The organism is Streptomyces sp. NPDC045695, assembly GCF_056432025.1.
Window position 1 is genome coordinate 111,078 of record NZ_JBWKJU010000018.1, and the last position, 25,062, is coordinate 136,139.

Genomic DNA, 25,062 nt, shown 5'->3' on the forward strand with positions numbered 1-25,062 from the left:
CCCCCCCCCCCCCCCCGCCCCCCCCCCCCCCCCCCCCCCCCCCCCCCCCCCCCCCCCCCCCCCCCCCCCCCCTCCCCCCCCCCCCCTCCCCCCCCCCCCCCCCCCCCCCCCCCCCCCCCCCCCCCCCCCCCCCCCCCCCTCCCCGCCCCTGTGTGCGGTGTCAGCTGTGCGCCTCAGATGCTTGCCGGGGCCTCAGATCCGTACCTGGACGGCGCGCGCCAGCCGGTCGTGCAGGCCGCGGCCGTCCCGGTCCCAGATCAGCGCCGGGACGACCAGGGCCAGCAGCAGCGTCCGCACGACCACCCGGCCGACGCCGAGGCGGCCGCCGGTCTCCGAAATGACCCGGAGGCCTACGATCCGCTTGCCGGGGGTGAAGCCCACGGTGGCGAGCGTCAGGATGCTCAGGGCGATGAAGAGCCCGAGGGTCCAGTTGCCCGCCGCGGCCACGTTTCCGCCGGTGATCAGCCCGTACGCGATGAGCTGGCAGCCGAACCAGTCGATGGCGACGCCGCCGAGCCGGCGCCCGAAACGCGCGACCGAGCCGGGCCCCTGCTGCGGCAGACCGAGCCGCTGGCCCGGATAGCCGAAGTCGACGCCCATGTCCTCGGCCGCCGCGCGGGGGCCGGAGAGCCAGGATCCGATTGCCTGTCTGTTGTCCACCCGACCACGGTACCGGTGGCGCTCCACGCGGCTCCGACGGGACCCTGGTTAACTTGTGCGAAACAAATGGGTCATGCTTGGGAAATCCCGTCTGCTTATGGTCGGGTCAGCGTGCGGCACCGCACTGACGCACCACGAGCTATAAAGCCCGTCCCTGCCCCGGGGCCGGGAGTAGGAGGAGTTGGATGTTCCAGAACGCCGACGAAGTGAAGCAGTACATCGAGGAGAACGACGTCAAGTTCGTTGACGTCCGCTTCTGTGACCTGCCTGGTGTGATGCAGCACTTCACCATCCCGGCTCGGGCATTCGACCCGGCGGAGGAGCTCGCCTTCGACGGTTCGTCGATCCGCGGCTTCCAGGCCATCCACGAGTCCGACATGGCTCTGCGTGCCGACATCACCACCGCGCGTCTCGACCCGTTCCGCAAGGACAAGACGCTCAACATCAACTTCTTCATCCACGACCCGATCACGGGCGAGGCCTACAGCCGTGACCCGCGCAACATCGCGAAGAAGGCCGAGGCGTACCTCGCCTCCACCGGCATCGCCGACACCGCGTTCTTCGGCCCCGAGGCCGAGTTCTACGTGTTCGACAGCGTGCGCTTCGCGACCTCCGCGAACGAGGGCTTCTACCACATCGACTCCGAGGCCGGCGCCTGGAACACCGGCTCCGAGGAGAACAACCGTGGGTACAAGGTCCGCTACAAGGGTGGTTACTTCCCCGTAGCCCCGGTCGACCACTTCGCCGACCTCCGCGCCGAGATCTCCCTCGAACTGGACGCCCAGGGCCTCCAGGTCGAGCGTCAGCACCACGAGGTCGGCACCGGTGGCCAGGCCGAGATCAACTACAAGTTCAACACGCTGCTCGCCGCGGCCGACGACCTGATGCTCTTCAAGTACGTCGTCAAGAACGTCGCCTGGCGCAACGGCAAGACCGCGACCTTCATGCCGAAGCCGATCTTCGGCGACAACGGCTCGGGCATGCACGTCCACCAGTCGCTGTGGGCCGGCGGCGAGCCCCTCTTCTACGACGAGGCCGGCTACGCGGGCCTGTCGGACACCGCCCGCTACTACATCGGCGGCATCCTCAAGCACGCCCCGTCGCTGCTCGCCTTCACCAACCCGACGGTGAACTCGTACCACCGCCTGGTGCCGGGCTTCGAGGCGCCGGTCAACATGGTGTACTCGCAGCGCAACCGCTCCGCCGCCATGCGCATCCCGATCACGGGCTCGAACCCGAAGGCCAAGCGCGTCGAGTTCCGCGCGCCGGACCCGTCCTCGAACCCGTACCTCGCCTTCTCGGCGCTGCTCCTCGCGGGCCTCGACGGTATCAAGAACAAGATCGAGCCGATGGAGCCGATCGACAAGGACCTCTACGAGCTCTCGCCCGACGAGCACGCGAGCGTCCCGCAGGTCCCGACCAGCCTCGAGGACGTCCTCAAGGCCCTGGAGGCGGACCACGAGTACCTCCTGGCCGGCGGTGTCTTCACTCCGGACCTGATCGAGACCTGGATCGACTACAAGCGCACGCACGAGATCGCCCCGATCGCGCAGCGCCCGCACCCGCACGAGTTCGAGCTCTACTTCGACCTCTAGAAACGCCTGACGGAAGGCCCCCGCCGCACTCCACGGAGAGCGGCGGGGGCCTTTCCGCGTTGACAGGTCGGCGGGGGCGAGTGACGGTGGAAGTGACCCTAAAGGCCAGATAAGCGATACATGTTCGGAGGTGCATGGATATGCGCCGCAGGATCGTTGCCGCAGTACTTGCCGGAGCCGCCGGGGCCGCCCTCGGAGTGCTGCCGGCCACCGCGGCCTCCGCCTCGGTCACCGGTGGGGGATCGGGATCGTGGAGGTGCTCCGAGGAGCGCTGGAACGACTGGCGCCGCTGGGACGAGTGCTGCAACCGCGACTGGCGGGACCGCCCCAGTTGGTGCTGGGACGACGACGGAGTCGGCGGGAACGGGGGCAACGGCCACCACCACGACTGGGGCAACTGGAACTGGAACGACTCCAACTGGCGTGACGCGGGCTGGAACGACGGCCGGGGCGGGAACGGCGACTGGGGCAACGGCCACTGGGACAACGGTGGTCGCGGCGGCGACGGTGACTGGGGCTGGCGGCAGTAGCGCCCCAGTAGCGCGTCCGGAATGAGTCCGGCCGCCACGCGGCTCACGCGCCGCCATCCCCTCGTGCGGGTGGCGGCGCGCGCGCCGTCGCCCGGCGGTACGGGGCAGTTCTAGCGGAGCAGGGGCATCGCGCCCGTGAGATCGCGCAGGCAGCGGACCGCGAGTTCCGCGGGGGAGCCGGGGCCCGAGACCGGGGTGTCCGTGGCCGACCACAGTTCCAGGGAGATCCGGATCGCGTCCGTGGCGGCCGCGGCCAGCAGGCGGACCTCCAGGGGGTCGGCGTCCGCGCCCGCCAGGCGGGCGATCACCGGGACCAGTTGCTCCTCCGAGTCCTGGTTCACGCAGTACCAGACCGCGCGCAGGGACTGGTCGTCCGCGGCGGCGCACAGCAGACCGCGGGTCACCTCCAGGCCCTCCTCGACCGCCTGCCGGCCGCTCAGTGACCGGATGACCGCGCGTTCCAGCGCCTCGCCGAGCGGGGTGCCGGGGTCCTCCTCGGCCAGCAGCGCGCGCCAGGCGTCCCCGCCGCCCGCGAGCAGCGGGGCCACGGCCTCGTGCTTGTTGCGGAAGTAGCGGTAGAAGGTGCGCAGCGCCACCCCCGCCCGCTGCGCGATGGCCTCGGCGGTGGTGGCGTCGGGGCCCTGCTCGGCGAACAGCGCGCAGGCCGCGCGGGCGATGTCGAGCTGGGTGGCGGCCTTGCGGCGCTCGGTCAGCGACGGGGCTCCGGCGCCGGGCTGGGCGGTGTGCGGGCGGGGGGACCGGGGGGATCTCACGAGGTGAAGCGTACCCCTCGCGGGGCGGCTAGGTGGCATGTGTTGTCGTCATGGCAAAACGTGTCACCGAGGCGTACGCTCACGCCCATGAACCGTTACGAAGGACGTCGCGTCCTCATCACCGGCGGCGGCTCCGGCATCGGCCGGGCCACCGTTCACCGCATCCTCGCCGAGGGCGGCCGCGTGCACGCCGTGGACGTCAGCGAGGCCGGGCTCCAGGCCACCGCGGACCAGGCCGCCGCCGCGGGCCACGCGGACCGGCTCACCACCGCGCTCCTCGACATATCCGACGAGCGCGCCGTCCAGGAGGGGGTGGCCGCCGCCGTCGCCGCCCTCGGCGGGATGGACGTACTCGTCAACGCCGCGGGCATCCTGCGCTCCGCCCACACGCACCGGACCACGCTGGACCTCTGGAACACGGTCATCGGAGTCAACCTGACCGGCACGTTCTTGATGATCCGCGAGTCGCTGCCCGCCCTGCTGGAGGGCGACCAGCCGGTCGTCGTGAACTTCAGCTCGACCTCGGCGTCCTTCGCGCACCCCTACATGTCCGCCTACGCGGCCAGCAAGGGCGGCATCCAGTCCATGACCCACGCGCTGGCCGCCGAGTACAGCAAGCAGGGCCTGCGCTTCGTCGCCGTCGCGCCCGGCTCCATCGAGAGCGGCATGACGACCGGGGACGGTCCCGGCCTGCCCGAGGACACCGACTGGTCCCTCTTCACCAAGCTCGCCCCGGCGCTGGGCCAGGGCTTCGCCGGCCCCGAGACCGTGGCCGGCGTCGTCGCGATGCTCGGTTCCGAGGACGGCGCCTTCATCACCGGTACGGAGATCCGCATCGACGGCGGCACGCACTACTGAGCAAGTGAGCTGTTGAGCAGCTGATCAGGCGCGAAACCGTTCCCAGAGCCGGGGGAAGCGTTCCGCCAGCACGGCTTCGTCCTCGAAGTCCAGCGGGCGGCCCTCCGGCTCCTCCGGCTGGAGCGGAATCCCGAGATCCGGCGCCACCGCCCCGGTCAGCTGCTCGTACGCCTCGTCGGCCGCGTACCCCAGCTCCTCGCCGTCCCCGTCGACCTCCTCGTCGAACTCGTCCAGCAGCTCGGCCAGCTGGTCCGGATCGTGCACCGCTCCCTCGAAGACCTCCCGCCCCTGGCCGATCAGCCAGCACCGGAAGTAGTCGAAGGCGTCGTCGCTCGCCCCGTCGAGCAGCACCCAGGCGGCGCCCCACAGGTCCCAGGTGTACGCGCGGTTGTACCGCGACTCGAAGTGCCGGGCGAAGTCCAGGACGGAGTCCGGATCGAGCTGCGCGAGCCGCTCCACGAGCAGCTCGGCGTGTTCCTCGGGGTCGCCCTCGGCGGCCTCGCGGGTACGGTCGACGATCTCCCAGAACTCCGTCTCGTCCATCACCGCTCCAGCATCACGGGTCGGCCCCCGCGCCGCCACCGCGCATACGGCGAAAGGCCGGTGCCCGACCCCCCACAGGGTGGACACCGGCCTTTCGGACACGGTCACGCGGTCATTCATGCGGTCACGCGGTCACACGCGGCGCCGCGGCTCGCGCGGCTCAGAGGCCGTAGCGCTCCCGGGCCTCCTTGACGGAGGACGCCGGCACCTCGCCGCGGCGGGCGAGCTGGGCCAGCGCGGCCACCACGATCGACTGGGCGTCGACGCCGAAGTGGCGGCGGGCGCCCTCGCGGGTGTCGGACAGACCGAAGCCGTCCGTACCCAGCGAGGTGTAGTCCTGCTCCACCCACTGGCTGATCTGGTCCGGGACCTGCCGCATCCAGTCGGACACCGCGAGGACCGGGCCGGGGGCGCCCTCCAGCGCGCGGGTCACGTACGGGGTGCGCAGCTCGCCGCGCAGCAGCGCCTCGTCGCACTCCAGCGCGTCGCGGCGCAGCTCGCCCCAGGAGGTGGCGGACCAGACGTCGGCGGCCACGTTCCAGTCGGCGGCGAGCAGCTTCTGCGCCTCCAGCACCCAGTGGATCGCCGTCCCCGAGGCCATCAGCTGGATCTTCGGGGCGTCGGCGGCCGGGGCCGCCTCCGCGAGGTCGGCGGCCGTGTTGAAGCGGTAGAGGCCCTTGACGATGCCTTCCTCGACGCCCTCGGGCATCGCGGGCTGCACCTTCGGCTCGTTGTAGACCGTCAGGTAGTAGAAGACGTCTTCCGGCTTCTCGCCGTACATCCGGCGCAGACCGTCCTTGACGATCACCGCGATCTCGTACGCGAAGGCCGGGTCGTAGTTGAGCGACGCCGGGTTCGTGGACGCGATCAGGTGCGAGTGGCCGTCCGCGTGCTGGAGACCCTCACCGGTCAGCGTGGTGCGGCCGGCGGTGGCGCCGACGATGAAGCCCTTGCCGAGCTGGTCGGCGAGCTGCCACATCTGGTCGGCGGTGCGCTGCCAGCCGAACATCGAGTAGAAGATGTAGAAGGGGATCATCGGCTCGCCGTGCGTCGCGTACGACGTGCAGGCGGCGATGAAGTCGGCCATGGCGCCGGCCTCGGTGATCCCCTCGTTGAGGATCTGGCCGTCCTTGGCTTCCTTGTAGTACATGAGCTGGTCGCGGTCGACCGGCTCGTACGTCTGACCCAGCGGCGAGTAGATGCCGGCCGACGGGAAGAGGGACTCCATACCGAAGGTACGGGCCTCGTCGGGGACGATCGGCACCCAGCGCTTGCCGGTCTCCTTGTCCCGCATCAGGTCCTTGACGAGCCGGACGAAGGCCATGGTGGTGGCCATCTCCTGCTTGCCGGAACCCTTGAGCAGCGGGGCGAAGGACCGGTCCGCCGGGGCGGGCAGGGCCACGTGCTTGACCTTGCGGGCCGGGGCCGGGCCGCCGAGCGCCGCGCGGCGCTCGTTCAGGTACTGGACCTCGGGGCTGTTGGCGCCCGGGTGACCGTACGGGACCACGCCGTCGGCGAAGGCGCTGTCCGGGATCGGGAGACCGAGGAGGTCCCGCATGTCCTTGAACTCGTCGATCGTCAGCTTCTTCATCTGGTGGTTCGCGTTCTTCGACTCGAACCCGGCGCCCAGCGTGTAGCCCTTGACGGTCTGCGCGAGGATCACCGTCGGCGCGCCCTTGTGCTCCAGGGCGGCCTTGTACGCGGCGTAGACCTTGCGGGGCTCGTGGCCGCCGCGGGAGCTGTGGAAGCACTCGGCGATCTTCGCGTCGGAGAGCACGCCGGCCAGCTGCACGAGCTCGGCGTTGGCGCCGAAGAAGTGCTGGCGGATGTAGGCCACGTCGCGGGTCGCGTACGTCTGGAACTGCGCGTCCGGTACCTCGCGCAGGCGGCGCACCAGGGCGCCGGTGGTGTCGAGCTGGAACAGCTCGTCCCAGGCGGAGCCCCACAGCGACTTGATGACGTTCCAGCCGGCGCCGCGGAACTGGGCCTCCAGCTCCTGGACGACGCGGAAGTTGGCGCGGACCGGACCGTCGAGACGCTGCAGGTTGCAGTTGATGACGAAGGTCAGGTTGTCGAGCTGCTCGCGGGAGGCCAGGGCCAGGGCGGCGGTCGACTCGGGCTCGTCCATCTCGCCGTCGCCCAGGAAGGCCCAGACGTGCGAGTTCGCGGTGTCCTTGATGCTGCGGTTCTGCAGATAGCGGTTGAAGCGCGCCTGGTAGATCGCGGAGAGCGGGCCGAGGCCCATGGACACCGTGGGGAACTCCCACAGCCACGGCAGGCGCCGCGGGTGCGGGTAGGACGGCAGGCCGTTGCCGCCGGACTCCTGGCGGAAGTTGTCGAGCTGCTGCTCGGAGATCCGGCCGTCGAGGAAGGCGCGGGCGTAGATGCCGGGGGAGGCGTGGCCCTGGATGTAGAGCTGGTCGCCCGATCCGTCGGCCTCCTTCCCGCGGAAGAAGTGCTGGAAGCCGGTCTCGTACAGCCACGCGGCGGAGGCGAAGGTGGCGATGTGGCCGCCGACGCCGTACTTGGAGCCGCGGGTCACCATGGCGGCCGCGTTCCAGCGGTTCCACGCGGTGATCCTGGCTTCCATCGCCTCGTCACCGGGGAACTCCGGCTCGGCGGCGGTGGGGATGGTGTTGACGTAGTCCGTCTCCAGCAGCTTGGGCAGGGCGAGGCCGGCGGCCTCGGCGTGCTGGAGCGTGCGGCGGAGCAGGTATTCGGCGCGGCGCGTACCGGCGGCCTTGGCGACGGCGTCGAGGGAGGCCGCCCATTCGGCGGTCTCCTCGGTGTCGCGGTCCGGGAGCTGGTCGAGCTCGCTCGGAAGCTTTGCTACGGGGTCGGACATCGGTGTGCGCCGCCTTCCGGGTAAAGGAGAGGTGGTGAAAAAATCCCTGACGGGCAGGACAGGGTCGATGGACCTGGTTGAGGTCCGCGACGACTGTAAATCGCTGATCGATGATCGATCAAATAAATGTGACAAAGAAACGTCGATATGGCAAAAGTCGGCACCGGGTGCCAGTGAAGCGGGCACCCGGTGCCGGGCAAAACAGGGCAATACGAGCGGTCATGCGCGCGGAGCGCACCCCAGCACATGCCGCTTCACGAGCAGCCCGATGTCCGGATCCTGATGGCGGAACGCCTCCACGAGGGCCTCGTGCTCCTCGGCGTAGGACTTCTGCACCGTCCCCAGCCAGCGGATGGACAGGGCCGTGAACACCTCGATGCCCAGGCTCTCCCAGGTGTGCAGCAGCACGCTGTTCCCGGCCGCCCGCACCATCTCCCTGTGGAAGCCCACCGTGTGCCGGACCTGCGCCGTACCGTCCTCGGTGCGGTCCGCCTCCCACAGCGCGGCCACGTGCGGCTCCAGGGCCGAGCAGTCGGCCGCCAGGCGCGGCGCGGCCAGTTCGGCCGCGATCTGCTCCAGGCCGGCCCGGACCGGGTAGATCTCCTCCAGGTCCGCCGCCGAGAGGTTGCGGACGCGCACGCCCTTGTTCGGCGCCGACTCGATCAGCCGCAGCGTCTCCAGCTCGCGCAGGGCCTCCCGTACGGGCGTCTGGCTGACCTCCAGCTCCACCGCGATCCGGCGCTCGACGATCCGCTCGCCGGGCTTCCAGCGCCCGCTGACGATCCCCTCCACGATGTGCTCGCGGATCTGCTCGCGCAGCGAGTGCACGACGGGTGGGGTGATCATCGGGCTTCATCTCCTGTAGGGGCATGCATCGCTTCGATGCGTAGACAATACGGCGGAGTGGACCGGCCCGATGCGTTCCAGGTCAGGGACGCCGGGTGAGGCTGGTTACAGGAAACGCCGACGACTGCGCTGCTCAGGGCGCTGAAGCCGGCCGCGGGCCCCGGTCGCTGCGCGGTCGGCGCCTGGCGGTTGTGCGGCGCCGGCGCCGTGATCGCCGGGGGCCGGCCCGGCGCGGCCGGTGAACTCCCGTCCGTGCACGTGCTGTTCGAGCGTACACAGGCTCGCCGCCCCTCCGGAACAGCCACGGCGGGGGCGCAACGACGACGGCGCCCCCGCCCGGAGGGAAATCCGGGCGGGGGCGCCGTGTGCGGCAGTCGCTGCCGCGGTGAGCCTTGGAGGCCTTAGAGGCCGAGCTCGACCTCGAACTCGCCGGCTTCCAGGATCGCCTTGACGGCCGAGAGGTACCGGGCCGCGTCCGCGCCGTCCACCAGGCGGTGGTCGTAGGACAGGGTCAGGTACGTCATGTCGCGGATGCCGATGTTGGTGCCCTCGGCGGTCTCGATGACCACCGGGCGCTTCACCGTGGCACCGATGCCCAGGATGGCGACCTGGTTCGGCGGCACGATGACCGTGTCGAACAGCGCACCGCGCGAGCCGGTGTTGCTGATGGTGAAGGTCGCGCCCGACAGCTCGTCCGGCGTGATCTTGTTGCCGCGGACCTTGGAGGCCAGGTCGGCGGTCGCCTTGGAGATGCCCGCCAGGTTGAGGTCACCGGCACCCTTGATGACCGGGGTCATCAGGCCCTTCTCGGAGTCCACGGCGATGCCGATGTTCTCCGAGTCGAAGTAGGTGATGGTGCCCTCGTCCTCGTTGATCCGGGCGTTGACGACCGCGTGGGCCTTCAGCGCCTGGGCAGCGGCCTTGACGAAGAACGGCATCGGCGAGAGCTTGACGCCCTCACGGGCCAGGAACGCGTCCTTGGCCTTCTCGCGCAGCTTCATGATCTTGGTGATGTCCACCTCGACCACGGAGCTGAGCTGAGCCTGCGAGTGCAGGGCCTTCATCATGTTGTCGCCGATGACCTTGCGCATGCGGGTCATCTTGACCGTCTGACCGCGCAGCTCGGACACCGCGGCGGCCGGAGCCTTGGCGGCGGCCGGGGCGGCGGCCGGGGCCGGGGCGGCAGCGGCAGCCTTGGCGGCCTCCGCGGCGGCCAGGACGTCCTGCTTGCGGATACGGCCACCGACACCGGTGCCCGACACCTGCGACAGGTTGACGCCGGACTCCGAGGCGAGCTTGCGCACCAGCGGGGTCACGTACGCGCCCTCGTCACCGGCGGAAACCGGGGCGGCGGGAGCGGCAGGGGCGACCGGAGCGGGGGCGGCGGGCGCGACCGGAGCCGGAGCGGCCACCGGAGCCGGAGCGGCCACGGGGGCCGGAGCGGCCACGGGGGCCGGGGCGGCGGCGGGGGCCGGGGCGGCCGGAGCCGGAGCCGGGGCAGCCGGGGCCGGAGCCGGGGCAGCCGGAGCCGGAGCGGCGGCCGGAGCCGGAGCCGCGGCCGGAGCGGCAGCAGCCGGAGCGGCACCCGCCACGCCGATGACGGCCAGACGGGCGCCGACCTCGGCGGTCTCGTCCTCGCCGACCAGGATCTCCAGCAGCGTGCCGGAGACCGGCGCGGGGATCTCGGTGTCGACCTTGTCGGTGGACACCTCCAGCAGCGGCTCGTCCGCCTCGACGGACTCGCCGACCTGCTTCAGCCAACGGGTGACGGTGCCCTCGGTGACGGACTCGCCCAGGGCGGGGAGCACGACATCGGTGCCCTCGGCGGAACCGCCGCCGGCGGCCGCCTCGGCCGTCGGCGCGGGAGCCGGGGCCTCGACCTCGGTGGACGGGGTGGCCTGCGGGGCCTGCGGCGCCGGAGCGGCAGCGGGCTCGGCGGCGGCCGGAGCCGCGGCCTCGGCCGGGGCGCCCGAACCGTCGTCGATGACGGCCAGCTCGGCGCCGACCTCGACGGTCTCGTCCTCGGCGACCTTGATGGAGGCCAGGATGCCGGCGACGGGCGACGGGATCTCGGTGTCGACCTTGTCGGTCGACACCTCGAGCAGCGGCTCGTCGGCCTCGACGCGCTCGCCCTCGGCCTTCAGCCAACGGGTGACAGTGCCCTCAGTGACGCTCTCACCGAGCGCCGGAAGGGTTACGGAAACCGACATGGTTTCTGTTGCTCCTAACGAAAGTGCGGAAGTGGTCGTCGCGCCCGGTGACGATTAGTCGTGTGCGTGCAGCGGCTTGCCGGCGAGCGCCAGGTGGGCCTCGCCCATCGCCTCGTTCTGCGTCGGGTGCGCGTGGATGAGCTGCGCGACCTCGGCCGGCAGGGCTTCCCAGTTGTAGATCAGCTGGGCCTCGCCGACCTGCTCGCCCATCCGGTCACCGACCATGTGGACGCCGACCACGGCACCGTCCTTGACCTGGACGAGCTTGATCTCGCCCGAGGTCTTCAGGATCTTGCTCTTGCCGTTGCCCGCAAGGTTGTACTTCAGTGCCACGACCTTGTCCGCGCCGTAGATCTCCTTGGCCTTGGCCTCGGTGATGCCGACGGAAGCGACCTCGGGGTGGCAGTAGGTGACGCGCGGGACACCGTCGTAGTCGATCGGGACGGCCTTGAGGCCGGCCAGACGCTCCGCGACCAGGATGCCCTCGGCGAAGCCGACGTGCGCGAGCTGGAGGGTCGGGACGAGGTCACCGACGGCCGAGATGGTCGGCACGTTGGTCTGCATGTACTCGTCGACCAGGACGTAGCCGCGGTCCATCGCGACGCCCTGCTCCTCGTAGCCCAGGCCCTGGGAGACCGGACCGCGGCCGACGGCGACCAGCAGCACCTCGGCCTCGAAGGTCTTGCCGTCGGCCAGCGTGACGCGCACGCCGTTCTCGGTGTACTCGGCCTTGTCGAAGAAGGTGCCGAGGTTGAACTTGATGCCGCGCTTGCGGAAGGCGCGCTCCAGCAGCTTCGAGCTGTTCTCGTCCTCGACCGGCACGAGGTGCTTGAGGCCCTCGATGACGGTGACCTCGGAACCGAAGGACTTCCACGCCGAGGCGAACTCGACGCCGATGACGCCGCCGCCCAGCACGATCGCCGACTCGGGGACGCGGTCCAGGACCAGCGCGTGGTCCGAGGAGATGATGCGGTTGCCGTCGATCTCCAGGCCCGGCAGCGACTTCGGCACGGAGCCGGTCGCCAGCAGGACGTGGCGGCCCTGGATGCGCTGGCCGTTCACGTCGACGGAGGTCGGCGAGGAAAGGCGGCCCTCACCCTCGATGTACGTGACCTTGCGGGAGGCCACCAGACCCTGCAGGCCCTTGTACAGGCCCGCGATGATCTCGTCCTTGTACTTGTGGACACCCGCGATGTCGATGCCCTCGAAGGTGGTCTTCACACCGAACTGGGCGCCTTCGCGCGCCTGGTCCGCGATCTCGCCCGCGTGCAGCAGTGCCTTCGTGGGGATGCAGCCGTTGTGCAGGCAGGTGCCGCCGAGCTTGTTCTTCTCGATCAGGGCAACGTCCAGACCCAGCTGGGATGCGCGCAGCGCTGCGGCGTAACCGCCACTGCCACCGCCGAGGATCACTAGGTCGAAAACGGTGCTGGCGTCGTTCGCCACGTCACGTCCTCCATGCATGTGCGCCGGGCACCGGTCCTCTGTGACCGGGCGGCGGCTGGTATACGGCCGCTTGTTTCTTCGGCCCTGTGGTGGGGGCCCTGTCCTGCCGAGAACCCATCTTCGCATTTGTCGGGGGAACGCGGGACGCCGGGCCCGGCATGTGGAATGCCGTTCTGTCCGAAGCGAGGGTTACCGCTGCGTAGAAACCTACGTATTCCTTGAAGTTTCGTTGTGAGCTGAACACACCCCGGGCCCTGACCGCCATGCGATCAGGGCCCGGGGTGCTACGTGTCACACGCGGAGCGTCAGCCCAGGTCGCCCGTGGCCGTGCGCTCGGCCAGCCGCACCAGGGTGCGCACGGCCGAGCCGGTGCCGCCCTTGGGGGTGTAGCCGTAGGGGGCGCTCTCGTGGAAGGCCGGACCGGCGATGTCGAGGTGGGCCCAGGTGATGCCCTCGCCGACGAACTCCTGGAGGAAGAGGCCGGCCGCCAGGCCGCCGCCCATGCGCTCGCCCATGTTGGCGATGTCGGCGGTGGGGGAGTCCATGGCCTTGCGCAGGTCCGCGGGGAGCGGCATCGGCCACGAGGCCTCGCCGACCTCCTCGGCGATCTCGTGGATCGAGGTGCGGAAGGCGTCGTCGTTGGACATGACGGCGAACATCCGGTTGCCCAGGGCCAGCACCATGGCGCCGGTCAGGGTGGCGACGTCGACGATCGCGTCCGGGTTCTCCTCGGAGGCCCGGGTCAGCGCGTCGCCCAGGACCAGGCGGCCCTCGGCGTCGGTGTTGAGGACCTCGACGGTCTTGCCGCTGTACATGCGCAGCACGTCGCCCGGCTTGGTGGCCGAGCCGGACGGCATGTTCTCGGCGAGCGCGAGCCAGCCGGTGACGTTGACCTGGAGGCCCAGCTTCGCGGCGGCGACGACGGCGGCGAAGACGGCGGCGGCGCCGGCCATGTCGCACTTCATCGTCTCGTTGTGGCCGGCCGGCTTCAGGGAGATGCCGCCGGAGTCGTAGGTGATGCCCTTGCCGACGAAGGCGAGGGTCTTCTCCGCCTTGGGGTGGGTGTAGGAGAGCTTCACCAGGCGCGGCGGGTTCTCCGACCCCTTGCCGACGCCCATGATGCCGCCGTAGCCGCCCTTGATCAGGGCCTTCTCGTCCAGCACCTGGACCTTGATGCCGTTCTCCTTCGCGGTCGCGGAGGCGACGGCGGCGAAGGCCTCGGGGGTGAGGTCGTTCGGCGGGGTGTTGACCAGGTCACGGGCGATGTTGACCTCGGTCGCGACGACCGTGGCGCGCTCGGCCGCGGCCTTGTGCTCCTTGTCGCGCGGCTTGGCGCCCAGCAGGGCCACCTCGGCGAGCGGCTGCTTGGGGCCGCCGTTCTTGCCGCCGTTCGCGGCCTTCTTCTCGCCGCCCTGGTAGGCGGTGAAGGCGTACGCGCCCAGCAGAGCGCCCTCGGCGACCGCGGTGACGGCGGAGGCGTCGTCCAGGGGGAGGGCGAAGGCGGCCTTCTTGGTGCCGTGCAGCGCGCGGGCGGCGGCGCCGGCGGCGCGGCGCAGCACCTCCTCGTCGAACGACTCGTCCTTCTCGGGGACGGAGCCGAGCCCGACCGCCAGCACGACCGGGACCTTCAGGCCCGCCGGGGCCGGCAGCTTGGTGATCTCGCCTTCGGCGCCCGAGGCACCCATGGCGTCGAGGACTCCGGCGAACTTGCCTTCGTACGCCTCGTCCACGGCCTCGGCGCCCGGCGCGAGAACCGGGCCCTTGGGGCCCTTCGCGACGCCGACGACGAGGGCGTCGGCGCGCAGCGTCGCCGCGCCGGCAGTGCTGAGAGTCAGAGCAGTCACGGTGGTGAAGTCTCGCTTCCGTTTGTATGTGTGGGCCGAGTGGGTGGACGGCCATCCGTAGCGATCGTATTCGGGCCCGACGGCCGCCAGAAATGACCCTACGCGCAGGGCCCCCTCCGCACGGCACTCGAAGGTTTGTCAAGTTGTTCGATCAACAGGTCATCAGGTTCACCCATCTGTGGACTCTGCTCCAGGTTTGCCTCGTAGACCTGACGATGTCCGAGAGACTCGGTCCACTCTCGCAAGGGGACGCGGGGTTCCTTTGCATGATTTCCACAGAGCCTCCCCGGCCCGGCCTACCGCCAAGGGCCGAGTCGAGGGACGCCTGCGGGGGGAAAGGCCGAAATGGTCAACAAGAACCGGATGAACAGGGTCGCCGCCGCCATGGCCGCGGCAGCTCTGGTGTCCGTAGCGGTACCTGCGGCGTCCGCGCACGCGGCGGAGACGCCGCGGATCGACCTCAAGGTCCTCGTCGTCGACGACGGCGGCAGCTCGGTCGAGGCGATCACGGCGGAGCTGCGGGACACGGGCGTGCCGTACACCCGCGTCGAACTGGGCAGCGCGGGCCGCCCGGTCATCGACGCCGGCTTCCTCAGTGACACGCTCGACGGCCGGCCGCGCGCCAAGTACCAGGGCGTCGTCCTGCCGAACGAGAACCCCTTCGGGGAGGGCTCGGCCGAGATGGCCGCGCTCGCCGCGTACGAGACGGCGTACGGGATCCGCCAGGTGGACGCCTACACCTGGGCCCACCCGGGGGTCGGGCTGGAGTACACCGACAACGGGGGTTACAGCGGCCAGCTCGACGGCACCCAGGCCGCGGTCACCGCCGCCGGCAAGACGGGTCCCTTCGGCTACCTCGGCGGGCAGGTCGCCTTCGAGGACAACTCGGCGCTCGTCCCCGAGAGCTTCGGGTTCATGGGCAAGCCGCGGGCCGGCTACACCAGCTACCTCGACGCCCCCGTGGAAGCCGGACGGGCCTCGCTCGTCGGTGAGTACGCGCACGACGGGCGCAGCGAACTGGTCGTCACCTTCGGCTACAACCAGTACCAGCAGCAGTTCCGGCTGCTGGCCCGCGGCATCGTCGACTGGCTGACCCGCGGGGTCCACCTCGGCCAGAGCCGCAGCTACTTCGCGGTCCACGTCGACGACGTCTTCGCCCCCGACGCCCGCTGGAGCAAGGAGCTCAACTGCACGCCCGGCGACTACGCCTGCCCGGGCGGCGAGGGCAAGGAGAGCACCATCCGGATGACCGCCGCCGACGCCGTCTACGCGGTGCAATGGCAGCAGTCCAAGGGCTTCAAGCTCGACATGCTCTTCAACGCGGGCGCGGGCGAGGAGTGGAAGGCGGAGAACGGCGGTACCGACGCGCTCACCGCGCAGCTCGTGGCCGACCGGGCCAAGTTCCGCTGGATGAACCACACCTACACGCACCCCTTCCTCGGCTGCGTCCAGGACACCACCACCATCCCCTGGAGCTGCACGAAGAACGCCCTGGGCACCATCAACTGGATGAGCCGCGCGGAGATCTCCGCGCAGATCCGCGACAACAACAACTGGGCCGCGTCCAAGGGGATCACCACCGACCGCAGCGAGCTGGTCACCGGCGAGCACTCGGGGCTCAAGACCCTCCCGCAGCAGCCCCAGGACAACCCCAACCTGGCCGGGGCGCTCGCCGACAACGGCGTGAAGTGGGCGGGCAGCGACAACTCCCGCGAACCCTCCCAGCGGCCGGTCGGCGCCGCCCTCACCGTCCCGCGCCACCCGATGAACGTGTACTACAACACGGGCACCAACGCGGAGATGGCCGACGAGTACAACTGGATCTACACCAGCCGCGCCGACGGCGGCAGCGGCGTCTGCGAGGACAACCCCGCGACCTCCACCTGCCTGCCGGAGCCGCTCGACGTCACCACCGGCTACCTCCAGCAGATCGTGCCGCAGGAGGCCCGGACCGCGCTGCGCCACGTACTGGCCAACGATCCGCGCCCGCACTACGTCCACCAGTCCAACCTCGCCGAGGACCGCACCCTCTACCCGGTGCTCAACCAGGTCCTCGACACCTACCGGGCCCTCTACGCGCCCAGTGCCCCCCTCGTCAACCAGACCATGAAGGAAGCCGGCGTCGAGCTCGGCCGTCGCGCCGCCTGGGACAAGGCCCTCGCCGAGGGCAAGGTCAGCGCCTACCGCATCGGCACCACCGTCACCGTCAAGGCGCCCGCCGGAGTCGTCGCCCCGGTCACCGCCCCCACCGGCACCAAGAAGCAACTGCTGCTCGGCACCACCGACTTCGGCACCGCGTACGCCGGAACGCGCTCCACGTGGACCGCGCCCGAGCTGCTCCAGAGCGCCGTCACGCTCCGACTGCCCAGCTGACCGCAACGGGCCGACCAGCAAGCCGTCACGCGTAACACACTGCGCCGGCGCTCCGCGAATCCACGGGCGCCGGCCCCTTTTCCGTCCTGGGGGGACACACCGCATGAGTCATGGGCGTCACGTCACCATGCTCACCGAAGGCACCTACCCGCACGTCCACGGGGGCGTCAGTACCTGGTGCGACCAGCTGGTGCGCGGAATGCCGGAGGTCGACTTCAACGTCATAGCCCTGACCGGCTCCGGACGAGAGCCGGTCACCTGGGAACTGCCCCGCAACGTCTACCGGCACACGGCCGTTCCGCTGTGGGGGCCGCCCCCCGGCAGGGGCCGCCGTTCGGCCCTGCGCGGCAAGGCCCACCGCCGCTTCACCGAGGTCTACGAAAGCTTTCTGCTCTCCCTGCTCGACCCTCCCGCGGCCCCCGCCACCGCCCCCGCAGGGGCCGCCCCCGTCTCCGGGGCGTTCTCCGCGGCCCTGCGCGAACTGGCCGCCCTCGCCCGGTCCGGGAAACTCGCCCCGGCCCTGCGCTCCGAATCGGTTCTGCGCCTGCTGATGCGGGTATGGACCCGCCCCGGCCTCAGCACCGCGGCCGCCGCGCCCACCATCCACGACGCACTCACCGCCACCGACCTGCTGGAACACGCGCTGCGCCCGCTCGCCGTCCGCATTCCGCGCGACAGCGTCGCGCACGCCGTCAGCAGCGGCCTCGCCACCCTCCCCGCCCTCGCCGCGAAATACCTCGACGACGTCCCCTTCCTGCTCACCGAGCACGGCATCTACCTGCGCGAGCGCTACCTGGGATACCGCAGCGCCGAGCAGCGCTGGCCCGTCAAGGCGCTGATGCTCGGCTTCTACCGCGAGCTCAACACCGAGGGCTACCGGCAGGCCGACCTGATCACCCCGTGCAACCAGTACAACCGCCGCTGGGAAGAGCGCGGCGGCGCCGACTCCGAACGCATCCGCACCGTCTACAACGGCGTCGACCCGCACCTCTTCCCCGACGCCGGCCCCGAACCCGAGGTGCCCACGCTCAGCTGGTGCGGCCGCATCGACCCGATCAAGGACCTCGAAACCCTCATCCGCGCCTACGCCTTCATGCGCGAGGAGATGCCCGCCCTGCGGCTGCGGCTCTTCGGGCCCGTCCCGGCCGGCTGCGAGGAGTACCGGCTCCGGCTGGAGAAGCTCGCCGCCGACCTCGGCGTGAGCGACGGGATCACGTACGAGGGCCGCATCGATCAGGTGGCCCGGGCCTACGCGGCGGGCTCCGTCGTCATGCTCTCCTCCATCAGCGAGGGCTTCCCGTTCAGCATCATCGAGGCCATGTCCTGCGGCCGCACCACCGTCTCCACCGACGTCGGCGGAGTGCGCGAGGCCGTCGGCGACACCGGCCTCGTCGTCCCGCCGCGCGAGCCCGAGACCATGGCCCGCGCCACGCTCGCCCTGCTGCGCGACGACGAACGCCGCGCCGAGCTCGGCCGGATGTCCCGCGAGCGGGTGGTGGAGAAGTTCACCCTCCACCAGTCCGTGGACGGCTTCCGGCACATCTACCGGGAACTCTCCGGTCCGCCCGTCCTGCCCGTCCAGGCGGGCGAGGGATGGATCCAGCGGATCGCCGACCCCTGGCACCGGGAACTGGCCGCCGACGGGAGCCTGTGGTGAGCGGATCCCTCTGGCTCAGGCCGCCCGGCGGCGCCCCCCAGACCCTCCTGGCCGTCCCCCGGCCGCGCACCGAGGACCCGGCCGCCGACCCCATGGACGAACTCGCCGAGCGCCTCGACGTGTGCATCGCCGCGGCCGTCCACCCCGACGAGATCGCCGCCGTCCTCGAATCCGACGGCATGAACGACGAGTACATCCGGCTCACCTACGGCCGCCACGACTCCTTCTCCCTCGCCGAGGAGCTCTACGCCCGGGTGCCGCGCGCCTTCCCGGAGCCGGCCGAGACCCCCGACCCCTGGAAGGTCTCGCTCACCGCCTGCCTGCTCCGCGGGGTGATCTTCGCCCTGCCCGGCCTGGCCTACCTCCTCGGCGCCCCCCTCCTCGAAGGCCCCCAGGACCGCCTCGGCCTGCCCGCCGGGACCCTGACCCTGCTCGCCGGGGCCCTCATCGGCTGGGTCTGGGACCAGACCCTGTCCCACCGCGCCTACTCCTGGCTCGGTCTCGGCGACCGGGCCGCCGCCGGACGGACCCTGCTCGTCGGCGCCCCCGCCGGATCCCTGCTGGGCACGGCCGCCGCGCTGGCCGTGCCGGGTGGGCCGCCCTTCTCCTACGCCTTCGCCGCCGGACAGGCCCTCTACGTCGGGGCCGCCACCGTCCTGCTGGTCCTCGGCCGGGAGCGGCTGCTGCTCGCCGCACTCGGCCCGATGGCCGCGGGGGCCCTGCTCGCGCTCTTCGTGGACCTGCCCGTGCCGGTCCGGGTGACCCTGCTCGCGGTGTCCCTGCTGGCCGCCTGCACCCTGGCCGTACGCGAACTGCCCCTGGCCGACGGGGTACGGGCCGCCTTGCTGCGCGTCCGGGGCTGGACGGCGCGCCGCCCCGGCAAGGGCCCCGTGCGCTGGCGGATGCTGCGCGGCGCCGAGGAGGAGTTCGCGCCGCGCGGACCGAGGCTCGGGGACTCCGTGCCGTACGGGGTCTTCGGCCTGGGCACCGGCCTGCTCGTGCTGTACGCCGCCCTCGGCGAGGTGCTCGCCGGCGGCCCCGCCGAGGCCGTGGCCGCCCCCTCGGCGGTGGCCCTCACCCTGAGCATGGGCCCGGCCGAATGGCTGCTCCACCGGTTCCGCAGCGGCAGCCTCAGCGGGCTGCGGGGGGCCCGCTCGCCGCGGGCCTTCCGGCGGCGGATGCTGGTGACGCTGGGCCGCTGCCTCGCCGTCTACCTCGTGGTCCTCCTGGCGCTCGGGGTGGCCGGAACGCTGCTCTGGCCGGACGCCCCCGGCCTGACCGGGGTCCGCGTCGCCACCCTGCTGCTGCTCGGCGCGGTGATGTGGACGGGGCTGCTCCTCCAGTCCTTCGGGGCGGTCCGGCCCGCGGCCGTGGTCTGCGCCTCGGCCGCCGTCGCGCAGAGCCTGGCCCTGCTGACCGGGCTGGGCCAGCCGCGGGTGGTCCAGCTGGTGGTGGCGGGCACGGCCGCCGCCCTCCTGGCCGCCCTGGTCTGCCTGCTCCTCGGCCGTGCGACCGCCCACCGATGACGACGTACGAGAGGCAGGACCCCATGCTGCTGGTGCCCCTGTACGAGCACCCCGCCGACCGGCCCGAGGCCTGGGACCGGCTCATCAGCTCCGCCGGCCGGCTCCACTCGGTGGTGCTCAACCCCGACAGCGGGCCCGGCGCCGCCCCCGACGAGCGGTTCGCCCTCGTCGCCCAGCGCCTGCGCGACGCCGGGGTGCCCGTGCTCGGGTACGCCGACACCGACTACGGGCGCCGCCCGCACGCCGCCGTCGTGCAGGACCTGCTGCGCCACCGCGACTGGTACGCCACCGACGGGGCGTTCCTCGACCAGGCCTCCGCCGAACCCGAACTGCTCCCGCACTACGGACGCCTCGCGGTCGCCGCCCGGTCCGCGGGCGTGCGCACCCTCGTCCTCAACCACGGGGTCCACCCTCACCCCGGCTACGCCGACCTGGCCGACCTGCTCGTCACCTTCGAAGGCCCGTGGGACGCCTACCGGGAGGCGGCCCCCGTACCGCCCTGGACCGCGGACCACCCCGCCCAGCGGTTCTGCCACCTCGTCTACGCCGTCCCGCCGGGCGCGCTCGCCGCCCGGCTCGCCGAGGAACTCGCGGCCGCCCGGGGGGCCGGGGTGCACTGCGCGGTCCCCGGCAGCGGCGCGCACCCGTGGGGGACGCTCCCGTACGCACTGGAGGCCGCGGGATGAAACGGCTGAGGCTCCTGCTGCTCCTGCTGCTGCTGCTGCTCGCCGCGTGTACGGCGGGGCGGGACGCCGACGACGGCGCGGACGACGGCCCGTACCCGTGGCCGGAGCTGGCCCCGGGGGAGCACTGGCAGCCCCGGCCCGGTACCGGCTGGCAGTGGCAGCTCACCGGCAGGCTCGACACCTCGGTGAAGGCGGCGGTGTACGACGTCGACGGGTTCAACACCACCAAGGAGCAGGTCGCCGAGCTGAAGAAGGCCGGGCGCAAGACCATCTGCTACCTCTCCACCGGCGCGTGGGAGGACTTCCGGCCCGACGCGGGCGACTTCTCCAAGGCGCTGCTCGGCGAGGGCAACGGATGGGAGGGCGAACGCTGGCTGGACGTCCGGGCTCTGGCCGCGCTGGAACCGCTGATGGGCAAGCGGTTCGACATGTGCCGGGACAAGGGCTTCGACGCGGTGGAGCCGGACAACATGGACGGCTACGCCAACGACTCGGGCTTCCCGCTCACCGCCGACGACCAGCTCCGCTACAACCGGCTCATCGCGAAGCTCGCGCACGACCGGGGCCTGGCCGTCGGTCTGAAGAACGACCTCGACCAGATCCCGCAGCTCGTGGGCGATTTCGACTTCGCGGTGAACGAGCAGTGCGCGCAGTACGACGAGTGCGAGCGGCTGACCCCGTTCGTGGAGGCCGGCAAGGCCGTGTTCCACGTGGAGTACGAGCTGGGGGTGGACCGCTTCTGCGCGCGCTCGCGCGAGCTGAAGCTGAGCTCGATGCAGAAGCACTACGACCTGGACGCCTGGCGCCGCACCTGTCGCTAGACCGTGTCGGCGCGGCCCGTCAGGCGGCGTGACCCAGGGCGAGGACGATCAGGGCGGTGGTCGCCGCGGTCTCGGCCAGGGCGCCGAAGACGTCGCCGGTGACGCCGTCGAAGCGGCGTACGCAGCGGCGCAGCAGCAGTTCCGCGACGAGCAGGGCGGCCAGGACCGCGGCCGCGTGCCGGGCAGCGGCCGCGGGGCCCAGCGGCAGGGCGGCGGCCGTGGCCGCGGCGAGGACGAGCACGGCGATCGCGGCGGCCGCGGGGCGCGGCACCACCCCGGCGACCGCGGCCCCCAGCCCCTCGGGGCGGGCCGGCGGGACGCCCTGGCGGGAGGCCGAGGTGAGGGCGAGGCGGGCGGTCACGGCCGCGACCACCGCGGCGAGGGCGCCGCGCACCCAACTGTCGGCGTAGGCGTCGGACAGGGCCGCCACCTGCGCCAGGAGCACGAGCACCAGGGTCACGACACCGAACGGGCCGATGTCGGACTGCTTCATGACGCGCAGCGCGTCCTCGGCGGGTTTGGCGCTGCCGAGGCCGTCGGCCGTGTCCGCGAGCCCGTCCAGGTGCAGACCCCGGGTCAGCGCGGCCGGTACGGCGACGGTGACGACCGCGGCGAGCAGCGGACCCCCGCCCAGCAGCAGGAGGAGCACCCCGGGTACGGCGGCCAGCAGGCCCACGACGAGCCCGGCGAGCGGGGCGCACACCATGCCGGCGCGGGCGGCCGGGCGGTCCCAGCGGGTGACGCGGGCGGGCAGCACGGTGAGCGTGCCGAAGGCGAAGCGGACGCCGTCGAGGAACGAGGCGCGCTCCGGGTGCGTCGACGGCGCCGCCGGCGACTGGTGCGGCGACGGATGCGGCGACGGGGGCGGATCTTCGAGCGAATCTGGCATCGGCGCGAAGGCTACCCGCTCGGGGTGACCTGTAAATTGCCCATTACGTTCCAAATAGGGAGTCAGTGGGATGGGTCACTGGTGGTATCGGAACATCGTCGAACCGGGGAAACTGCCCCTTCTCCTCGCCCTGCTCTCCTTCGTGCTGTCGTTCCTGGTCACCCGCGTGATCACCCGGCTGATCCGGGCCGGCCGGGGCCCGTTCAAGAACGTCACCCCGGGCGGTATGCACGTCCACCACGTCGTCCCCGGCGTGGTGCTCGTGATCATCGGCGGGTTCGGTGCGGTGGGCAGTGACCGGTACGGCTTCGGGGCCTGGCTCTCGGCCGTCCTCTTCGGGCTGGGCGCGGGCCTGGTCCTGGACGAGTTCGCGCTGATCCTGCACCTGGACGACGTGTACTGGAGCGAACAGGGCCGCAAGAGCGTCGAGGTCGTCGTCCTCACGGCCGCGCTCGTGGCGCTGGTGCTCGGCGGCTTCGTGCCGTTCGGGGTCGACGACCTGACCGCCGAGGAGCGCCAGAGCCGCGGACTGGTCGCCATGAACGCGGCCACCAACTTCTTCCTCGCGCTGATCGCCCTGTGGAAGGGCAAGGCGCGCACGGCCGTCTTCGGCGTGGTCATCCCCTTCGTGGCGCTGATCGGCGCGATCCGGCTGGCCCGGCCCGGGTCCCCGTACGCGAAGCGGTTCTACGCCAACCGTCCGCGCGCCCGGGCCAAGGCCGGACTGCGCGCCTTCCACCACGACCGGCGCTGGGCGGCCAAGCGCCGCAGCTTCGAGAACTTCATCGGCGGGACACCCGACGCGGAGCCGGCCGTGTCCCTGGAGAAGCCGCCCGAGCACTGAAGGCGCGGGCCCGGGCGCGCGCACGACGACGGGCCCGCCCCCTTGAGGGGGAGGGCCCGTCGTGGTGTCGGTGTGCGTCCGCCGCCCCGGCGGGGGCCGGGGCGTCCGGGCCCGGGATCAGCCCGGGATCAGCCCGTCGTCGCGGAGCATCGCCCGGACCTCGTCCAGGCTCGCGTCGGGCGCGGGCAGGATCAGCTCGGACGGCTCCAGCGCATCGTCCGGGAGCGGCCGGCCGAGCCGCCGTACGGCTTCGAGGAGCGCGCCCAGCGTGCGCCGGAAGCCCTCCGCGTCGCCGCTCTGCATCTCCGCGAGCAGCTCGTCGTCCAGCCTGTTGAGCTCGGCGAAGTGGCTGTCGGCCAGCTCCACCTGTCCTTCCCCCATGATGCGGACAATCATGACGGGCCCCGTCCTACTGCTTGTCGAACCGGTGCTGGGTCTGCGACGGCTGGCCGGTGCCGGGGGCGCCGCCCTCGATGGCCTGCTGCTGCGCGGACGGGCCTCCGGCCAGCTCGGCCTTCATGCGCTGGAGCTCCAGCTCCACGTCCGTGCCGCCCGACAGGCGGTCCAGCTCGGCCTGGATGTCGTCCTTGGAGCCGAGCCCGCTCTGGTCGTCGAGCGCGCCGGAGGCCAGCAGCTCGTCGATCGCGCCGGCGCGGGCCTGCAGCTGGGCGGTCTTGTCCTCGGCCCGCTGGATGGCCAGGCCCACGTCGCTCATCTCCTCGGAGATGCCGGAGAAGGACTCCGCGATCCGGGTCTGCGCCTGGGCCGCGGTGTAGGTCGCCTTGATGGTCTCCTTCTTCGTACGGAAGGCGTCCACCTTGGCCTGGAGCCGCTGGGAGGCGAGGGTCAGCTTCTCCTCCTCGCCCTGCAGCGTCTGGTGCTGCACCTCAAGGTCGCTGACCTGCTGCTGGAGCTGGGCGCGGCGGGACAGGGCCTCACGGGCCAGGTCCTCGCGGCCCAGGGCGAGGGCCTTGCGGCCCTGGTCCTCCAGCTTGGCCGACTGCCCCTGCAGCTGGTTCAGCTGGAGCTCCAGGCGCTTGCGGGAGGTCGCCACGTCGGCGACTCCGCGGCGCACCTTCTGCAGCAGCTCCAGCTGCTTCTGGTACGAGTAGTCGAGGGTCTCGCGCGGGTCCTCGGCCCGGTCCAGGGCCTTGTTCGCCTTCGCGCGGAAGATCATCCCCATACGCTTCATGACACCGCTCATGGGCTTCGCGCGCCCCCTTCTAGACGGACTGTGGTGCAGGTCACCGACAGGACCCACAGTACGGGCCCTGTCTCCATTACCGCACTGTTCAGGTGCGGATGCGCTCCTCCTCCAGGACGACTGCGCCCGCGCCGTATCAGGCGTAGGGAGTAGGTGCGTCCCGGACGGACCACGCACTGGGAAGACGCCCGCCGTTGCCGGATCGTTCCCCATCGGGGTGGGGGCCATGCCCGCAACCACGTAGGCTTGGGTTTTGTGTTTGGTAGCCGCTCCTCCAAGGAAGAGAAGGCCGCCGCCACCGACAAGGTGAGCGCCGACCTCTCGCAGCCCCGTGACCCGCAGGCCCCCAAGGGCCGCCCTACGCCGAAGCGTGCTGTGGCCCAGTCGCAGCGCAAGGCCGTGGTGGCCTCGACCGGCAATCGCAAGGAGGATGCCAAGCGAGCGCGTGAGCGCCGCCGCGTAGAGATGGCCAAGCAGCGCGAGGCGCTGGCCAGTGGCGACGAGCGCTATCTGCCCACCCGCGACAAGGGCCCCGTCCGCAGGTTCGTCCGCGACTTCGTGGACTCCCGCTTCTCGGTCGCCGAGATGTTCCTGCCGCTGGCCGTGATCATCCTGGTGCTGAGCATGGTGCGCCAGCCGACGATCCAGAACATCGCGCTGCTGCTGTGGCTCGGCGTGATCGCCCTGATCATCGTGGACTCCATCGGTCTGGTGTTCCGCCTGCGCAAGGCGCTGGTCCAGCGCTTCCCGAACGAGCCCCGCCGCGGCGCCGTGGCGTACGGCCTCATGCGCACCCTCCAGATGCGCCGGCTGCGCCTGCCCAAGCCGCAGGTCAAGCGCGGGGAACGGCCCTGAGCCGAGCAAAGCCCGGCACGTCGGGGGAAGGCTTCGCCGAAGGGGCCCGGCTCTGGCTCG

The 25,062-nt window shown here is 71.6% G+C and carries 21 protein-coding genes; 10 read left to right on the forward strand and 11 right to left on the reverse strand.

Annotated features, from left to right (window positions below; all coding sequences use genetic code 11):
* Positions 1-192: 192 nt before the first annotated feature.
* On the reverse strand, positions 193-660 hold the full coding sequence (locus AC07DU_RS26370; RefSeq protein WP_360902448.1) for an RDD family protein: 468 nt from the start codon (positions 658-660) through the stop codon (positions 193-195).
* Between the two features lie 185 nt (positions 661-845).
* Here AC07DU_RS26370 and glnA point away from each other — a divergent pair, with 185 nt between their 5' ends.
* Entirely contained in the window at positions 846-2,255 is a 1,410-nt protein-coding gene (gene glnA, locus AC07DU_RS26375) for a type I glutamate--ammonia ligase (RefSeq protein ID WP_360902445.1), read from the forward strand.
* A gap of 140 nt (positions 2,256-2,395) precedes the next feature.
* On the forward strand, positions 2,396-2,785 hold the full coding sequence (locus AC07DU_RS26380) for a hypothetical protein (RefSeq protein WP_360902442.1): 390 nt from the start codon (positions 2,396-2,398) through the stop codon (positions 2,783-2,785).
* Positions 2,786-2,895: 110 nt separating this feature from the next.
* On the opposite strand, the gene AC07DU_RS26385 is transcribed toward AC07DU_RS26380, so the two are convergent.
* On the reverse strand, positions 2,896-3,558 hold the full coding sequence (locus AC07DU_RS26385; RefSeq protein WP_479113983.1) for a TetR family transcriptional regulator: 663 nt from the start codon (positions 3,556-3,558) through the stop codon (positions 2,896-2,898).
* Between the two features lie 87 nt (positions 3,559-3,645).
* Between AC07DU_RS26385 and AC07DU_RS26390 the strand changes: the two genes are divergently transcribed.
* Entirely contained in the window at positions 3,646-4,416 is a 771-nt protein-coding gene (locus tag AC07DU_RS26390) for an SDR family NAD(P)-dependent oxidoreductase (protein WP_479113985.1), read from the forward strand.
* Positions 4,417-4,440: 24 nt separating this feature from the next.
* Here the strand turns inward: AC07DU_RS26390 and AC07DU_RS26395 are convergent, their stop codons facing one another.
* The 6 genes from AC07DU_RS26395 to AC07DU_RS26420 form a co-directional block, all read right to left on the reverse strand.
* The gene (locus AC07DU_RS26395; RefSeq protein WP_360902434.1) at positions 4,441-4,959 is read right to left on the reverse strand and encodes a DUF4240 domain-containing protein; all 519 of its coding nucleotides are present in this window, start codon (positions 4,957-4,959) and stop codon (positions 4,441-4,443) included.
* 160 nt (positions 4,960-5,119) lie between these two features.
* A complete protein-coding gene (gene aceE, locus AC07DU_RS26400) occupies positions 5,120-7,804 on the reverse strand; it encodes a pyruvate dehydrogenase (acetyl-transferring), homodimeric type (protein WP_360902431.1) in 2,685 nt (894 codons plus the stop codon).
* 219 nt (positions 7,805-8,023) lie between these two features.
* The gene (locus AC07DU_RS26405) at positions 8,024-8,647 is read right to left on the reverse strand and encodes a GntR family transcriptional regulator (protein ID WP_360902453.1); all 624 of its coding nucleotides are present in this window, start codon (positions 8,645-8,647) and stop codon (positions 8,024-8,026) included.
* Positions 8,648-9,051: 404 nt separating this feature from the next.
* Entirely contained in the window at positions 9,052-10,860 is a 1,809-nt protein-coding gene (gene sucB / locus AC07DU_RS26410; protein WP_479113987.1) for a 2-oxoglutarate dehydrogenase, E2 component, dihydrolipoamide succinyltransferase, read from the reverse strand.
* Between the two features lie 54 nt (positions 10,861-10,914).
* Positions 10,915-12,303 (reverse strand): dihydrolipoyl dehydrogenase, encoded by a 1,389-nt coding sequence (gene lpdA / locus AC07DU_RS26415; protein ID WP_360902425.1) that lies wholly within the window; start codon positions 12,301-12,303, stop codon positions 10,915-10,917.
* Positions 12,304-12,608: 305 nt separating this feature from the next.
* The gene (locus AC07DU_RS26420) at positions 12,609-14,147 is read right to left on the reverse strand and encodes a leucyl aminopeptidase (RefSeq protein WP_360902422.1); all 1,539 of its coding nucleotides are present in this window, start codon (positions 14,145-14,147) and stop codon (positions 12,609-12,611) included.
* 345 nt (positions 14,148-14,492) lie between these two features.
* Here AC07DU_RS26420 and AC07DU_RS26425 point away from each other — a divergent pair, with 345 nt between their 5' ends.
* The 5 genes from AC07DU_RS26425 (at position 14,493) to AC07DU_RS26445 (ending at position 21,210) form a co-directional block, all read left to right on the forward strand.
* Complete coding sequence (locus AC07DU_RS26425) at positions 14,493-16,520, forward strand: hypothetical protein (RefSeq protein WP_479113989.1); 2,028 nt, start codon at positions 14,493-14,495, stop codon at positions 16,518-16,520.
* 103 nt (positions 16,521-16,623) lie between these two features.
* Positions 16,624-18,177 (forward strand): GT4 family glycosyltransferase PelF, encoded by a 1,554-nt coding sequence (pelF, locus tag AC07DU_RS26430; protein WP_479113991.1) that lies wholly within the window; start codon positions 16,624-16,626, stop codon positions 18,175-18,177.
* Entirely contained in the window at positions 18,174-19,703 is a 1,530-nt protein-coding gene (locus tag AC07DU_RS26435) for a hypothetical protein (RefSeq protein WP_479113993.1), read from the forward strand. Before pelF ends, AC07DU_RS26435 begins: the two co-directional genes overlap by 4 nt.
* Positions 19,700-20,389: a spherulation-specific family 4 protein gene (locus tag AC07DU_RS26440; RefSeq protein WP_479113995.1), complete on the forward strand. Its 690-nt coding sequence runs from the start codon at positions 19,700-19,702 to the stop codon at positions 20,387-20,389. Before AC07DU_RS26435 ends, AC07DU_RS26440 begins: the two co-directional genes overlap by 4 nt.
* A complete protein-coding gene (locus tag AC07DU_RS26445) occupies positions 20,386-21,210 on the forward strand; it encodes an endo alpha-1,4 polygalactosaminidase (protein ID WP_479113997.1) in 825 nt (274 codons plus the stop codon). The genes AC07DU_RS26440 and AC07DU_RS26445 overlap by 4 nt, the downstream gene beginning before the upstream one ends.
* A gap of 19 nt (positions 21,211-21,229) precedes the next feature.
* Here AC07DU_RS26445 and AC07DU_RS26450 read toward each other — a convergent pair whose 3' ends face one another.
* A complete protein-coding gene (locus AC07DU_RS26450; RefSeq protein ID WP_479113999.1) occupies positions 21,230-22,099 on the reverse strand; it encodes an adenosylcobinamide-GDP ribazoletransferase in 870 nt (289 codons plus the stop codon).
* A gap of 70 nt (positions 22,100-22,169) precedes the next feature.
* Between AC07DU_RS26450 and AC07DU_RS26455 the strand changes: the two genes are divergently transcribed.
* The gene (locus tag AC07DU_RS26455) at positions 22,170-22,943 is read left to right on the forward strand and encodes a hypothetical protein (RefSeq protein WP_360902401.1); all 774 of its coding nucleotides are present in this window, start codon (positions 22,170-22,172) and stop codon (positions 22,941-22,943) included.
* A 117-nt stretch (positions 22,944-23,060) separates the two neighbouring features.
* On the opposite strand, the gene pspAA is transcribed toward AC07DU_RS26455, so the two are convergent.
* Together pspAA and AC07DU_RS26465 are read right to left on the reverse strand one after the other, a co-directional pair.
* Complete coding sequence (pspAA, locus tag AC07DU_RS26460; protein WP_360902398.1) at positions 23,061-23,339, reverse strand: PspA-associated protein PspAA; 279 nt, start codon at positions 23,337-23,339, stop codon at positions 23,061-23,063.
* A gap of 13 nt (positions 23,340-23,352) precedes the next feature.
* A complete protein-coding gene (locus AC07DU_RS26465) occupies positions 23,353-24,147 on the reverse strand; it encodes a PspA/IM30 family protein (protein ID WP_360902396.1) in 795 nt (264 codons plus the stop codon).
* A gap of 246 nt (positions 24,148-24,393) precedes the next feature.
* On the opposite strand from AC07DU_RS26465, the gene AC07DU_RS26470 reads away from it, so the two are divergent.
* Positions 24,394-25,002 (forward strand): DUF3043 domain-containing protein, encoded by a 609-nt coding sequence (locus tag AC07DU_RS26470; protein WP_366869045.1) that lies wholly within the window; start codon positions 24,394-24,396, stop codon positions 25,000-25,002.
* Positions 25,003-25,062: the final 60 nt, after the last annotated feature.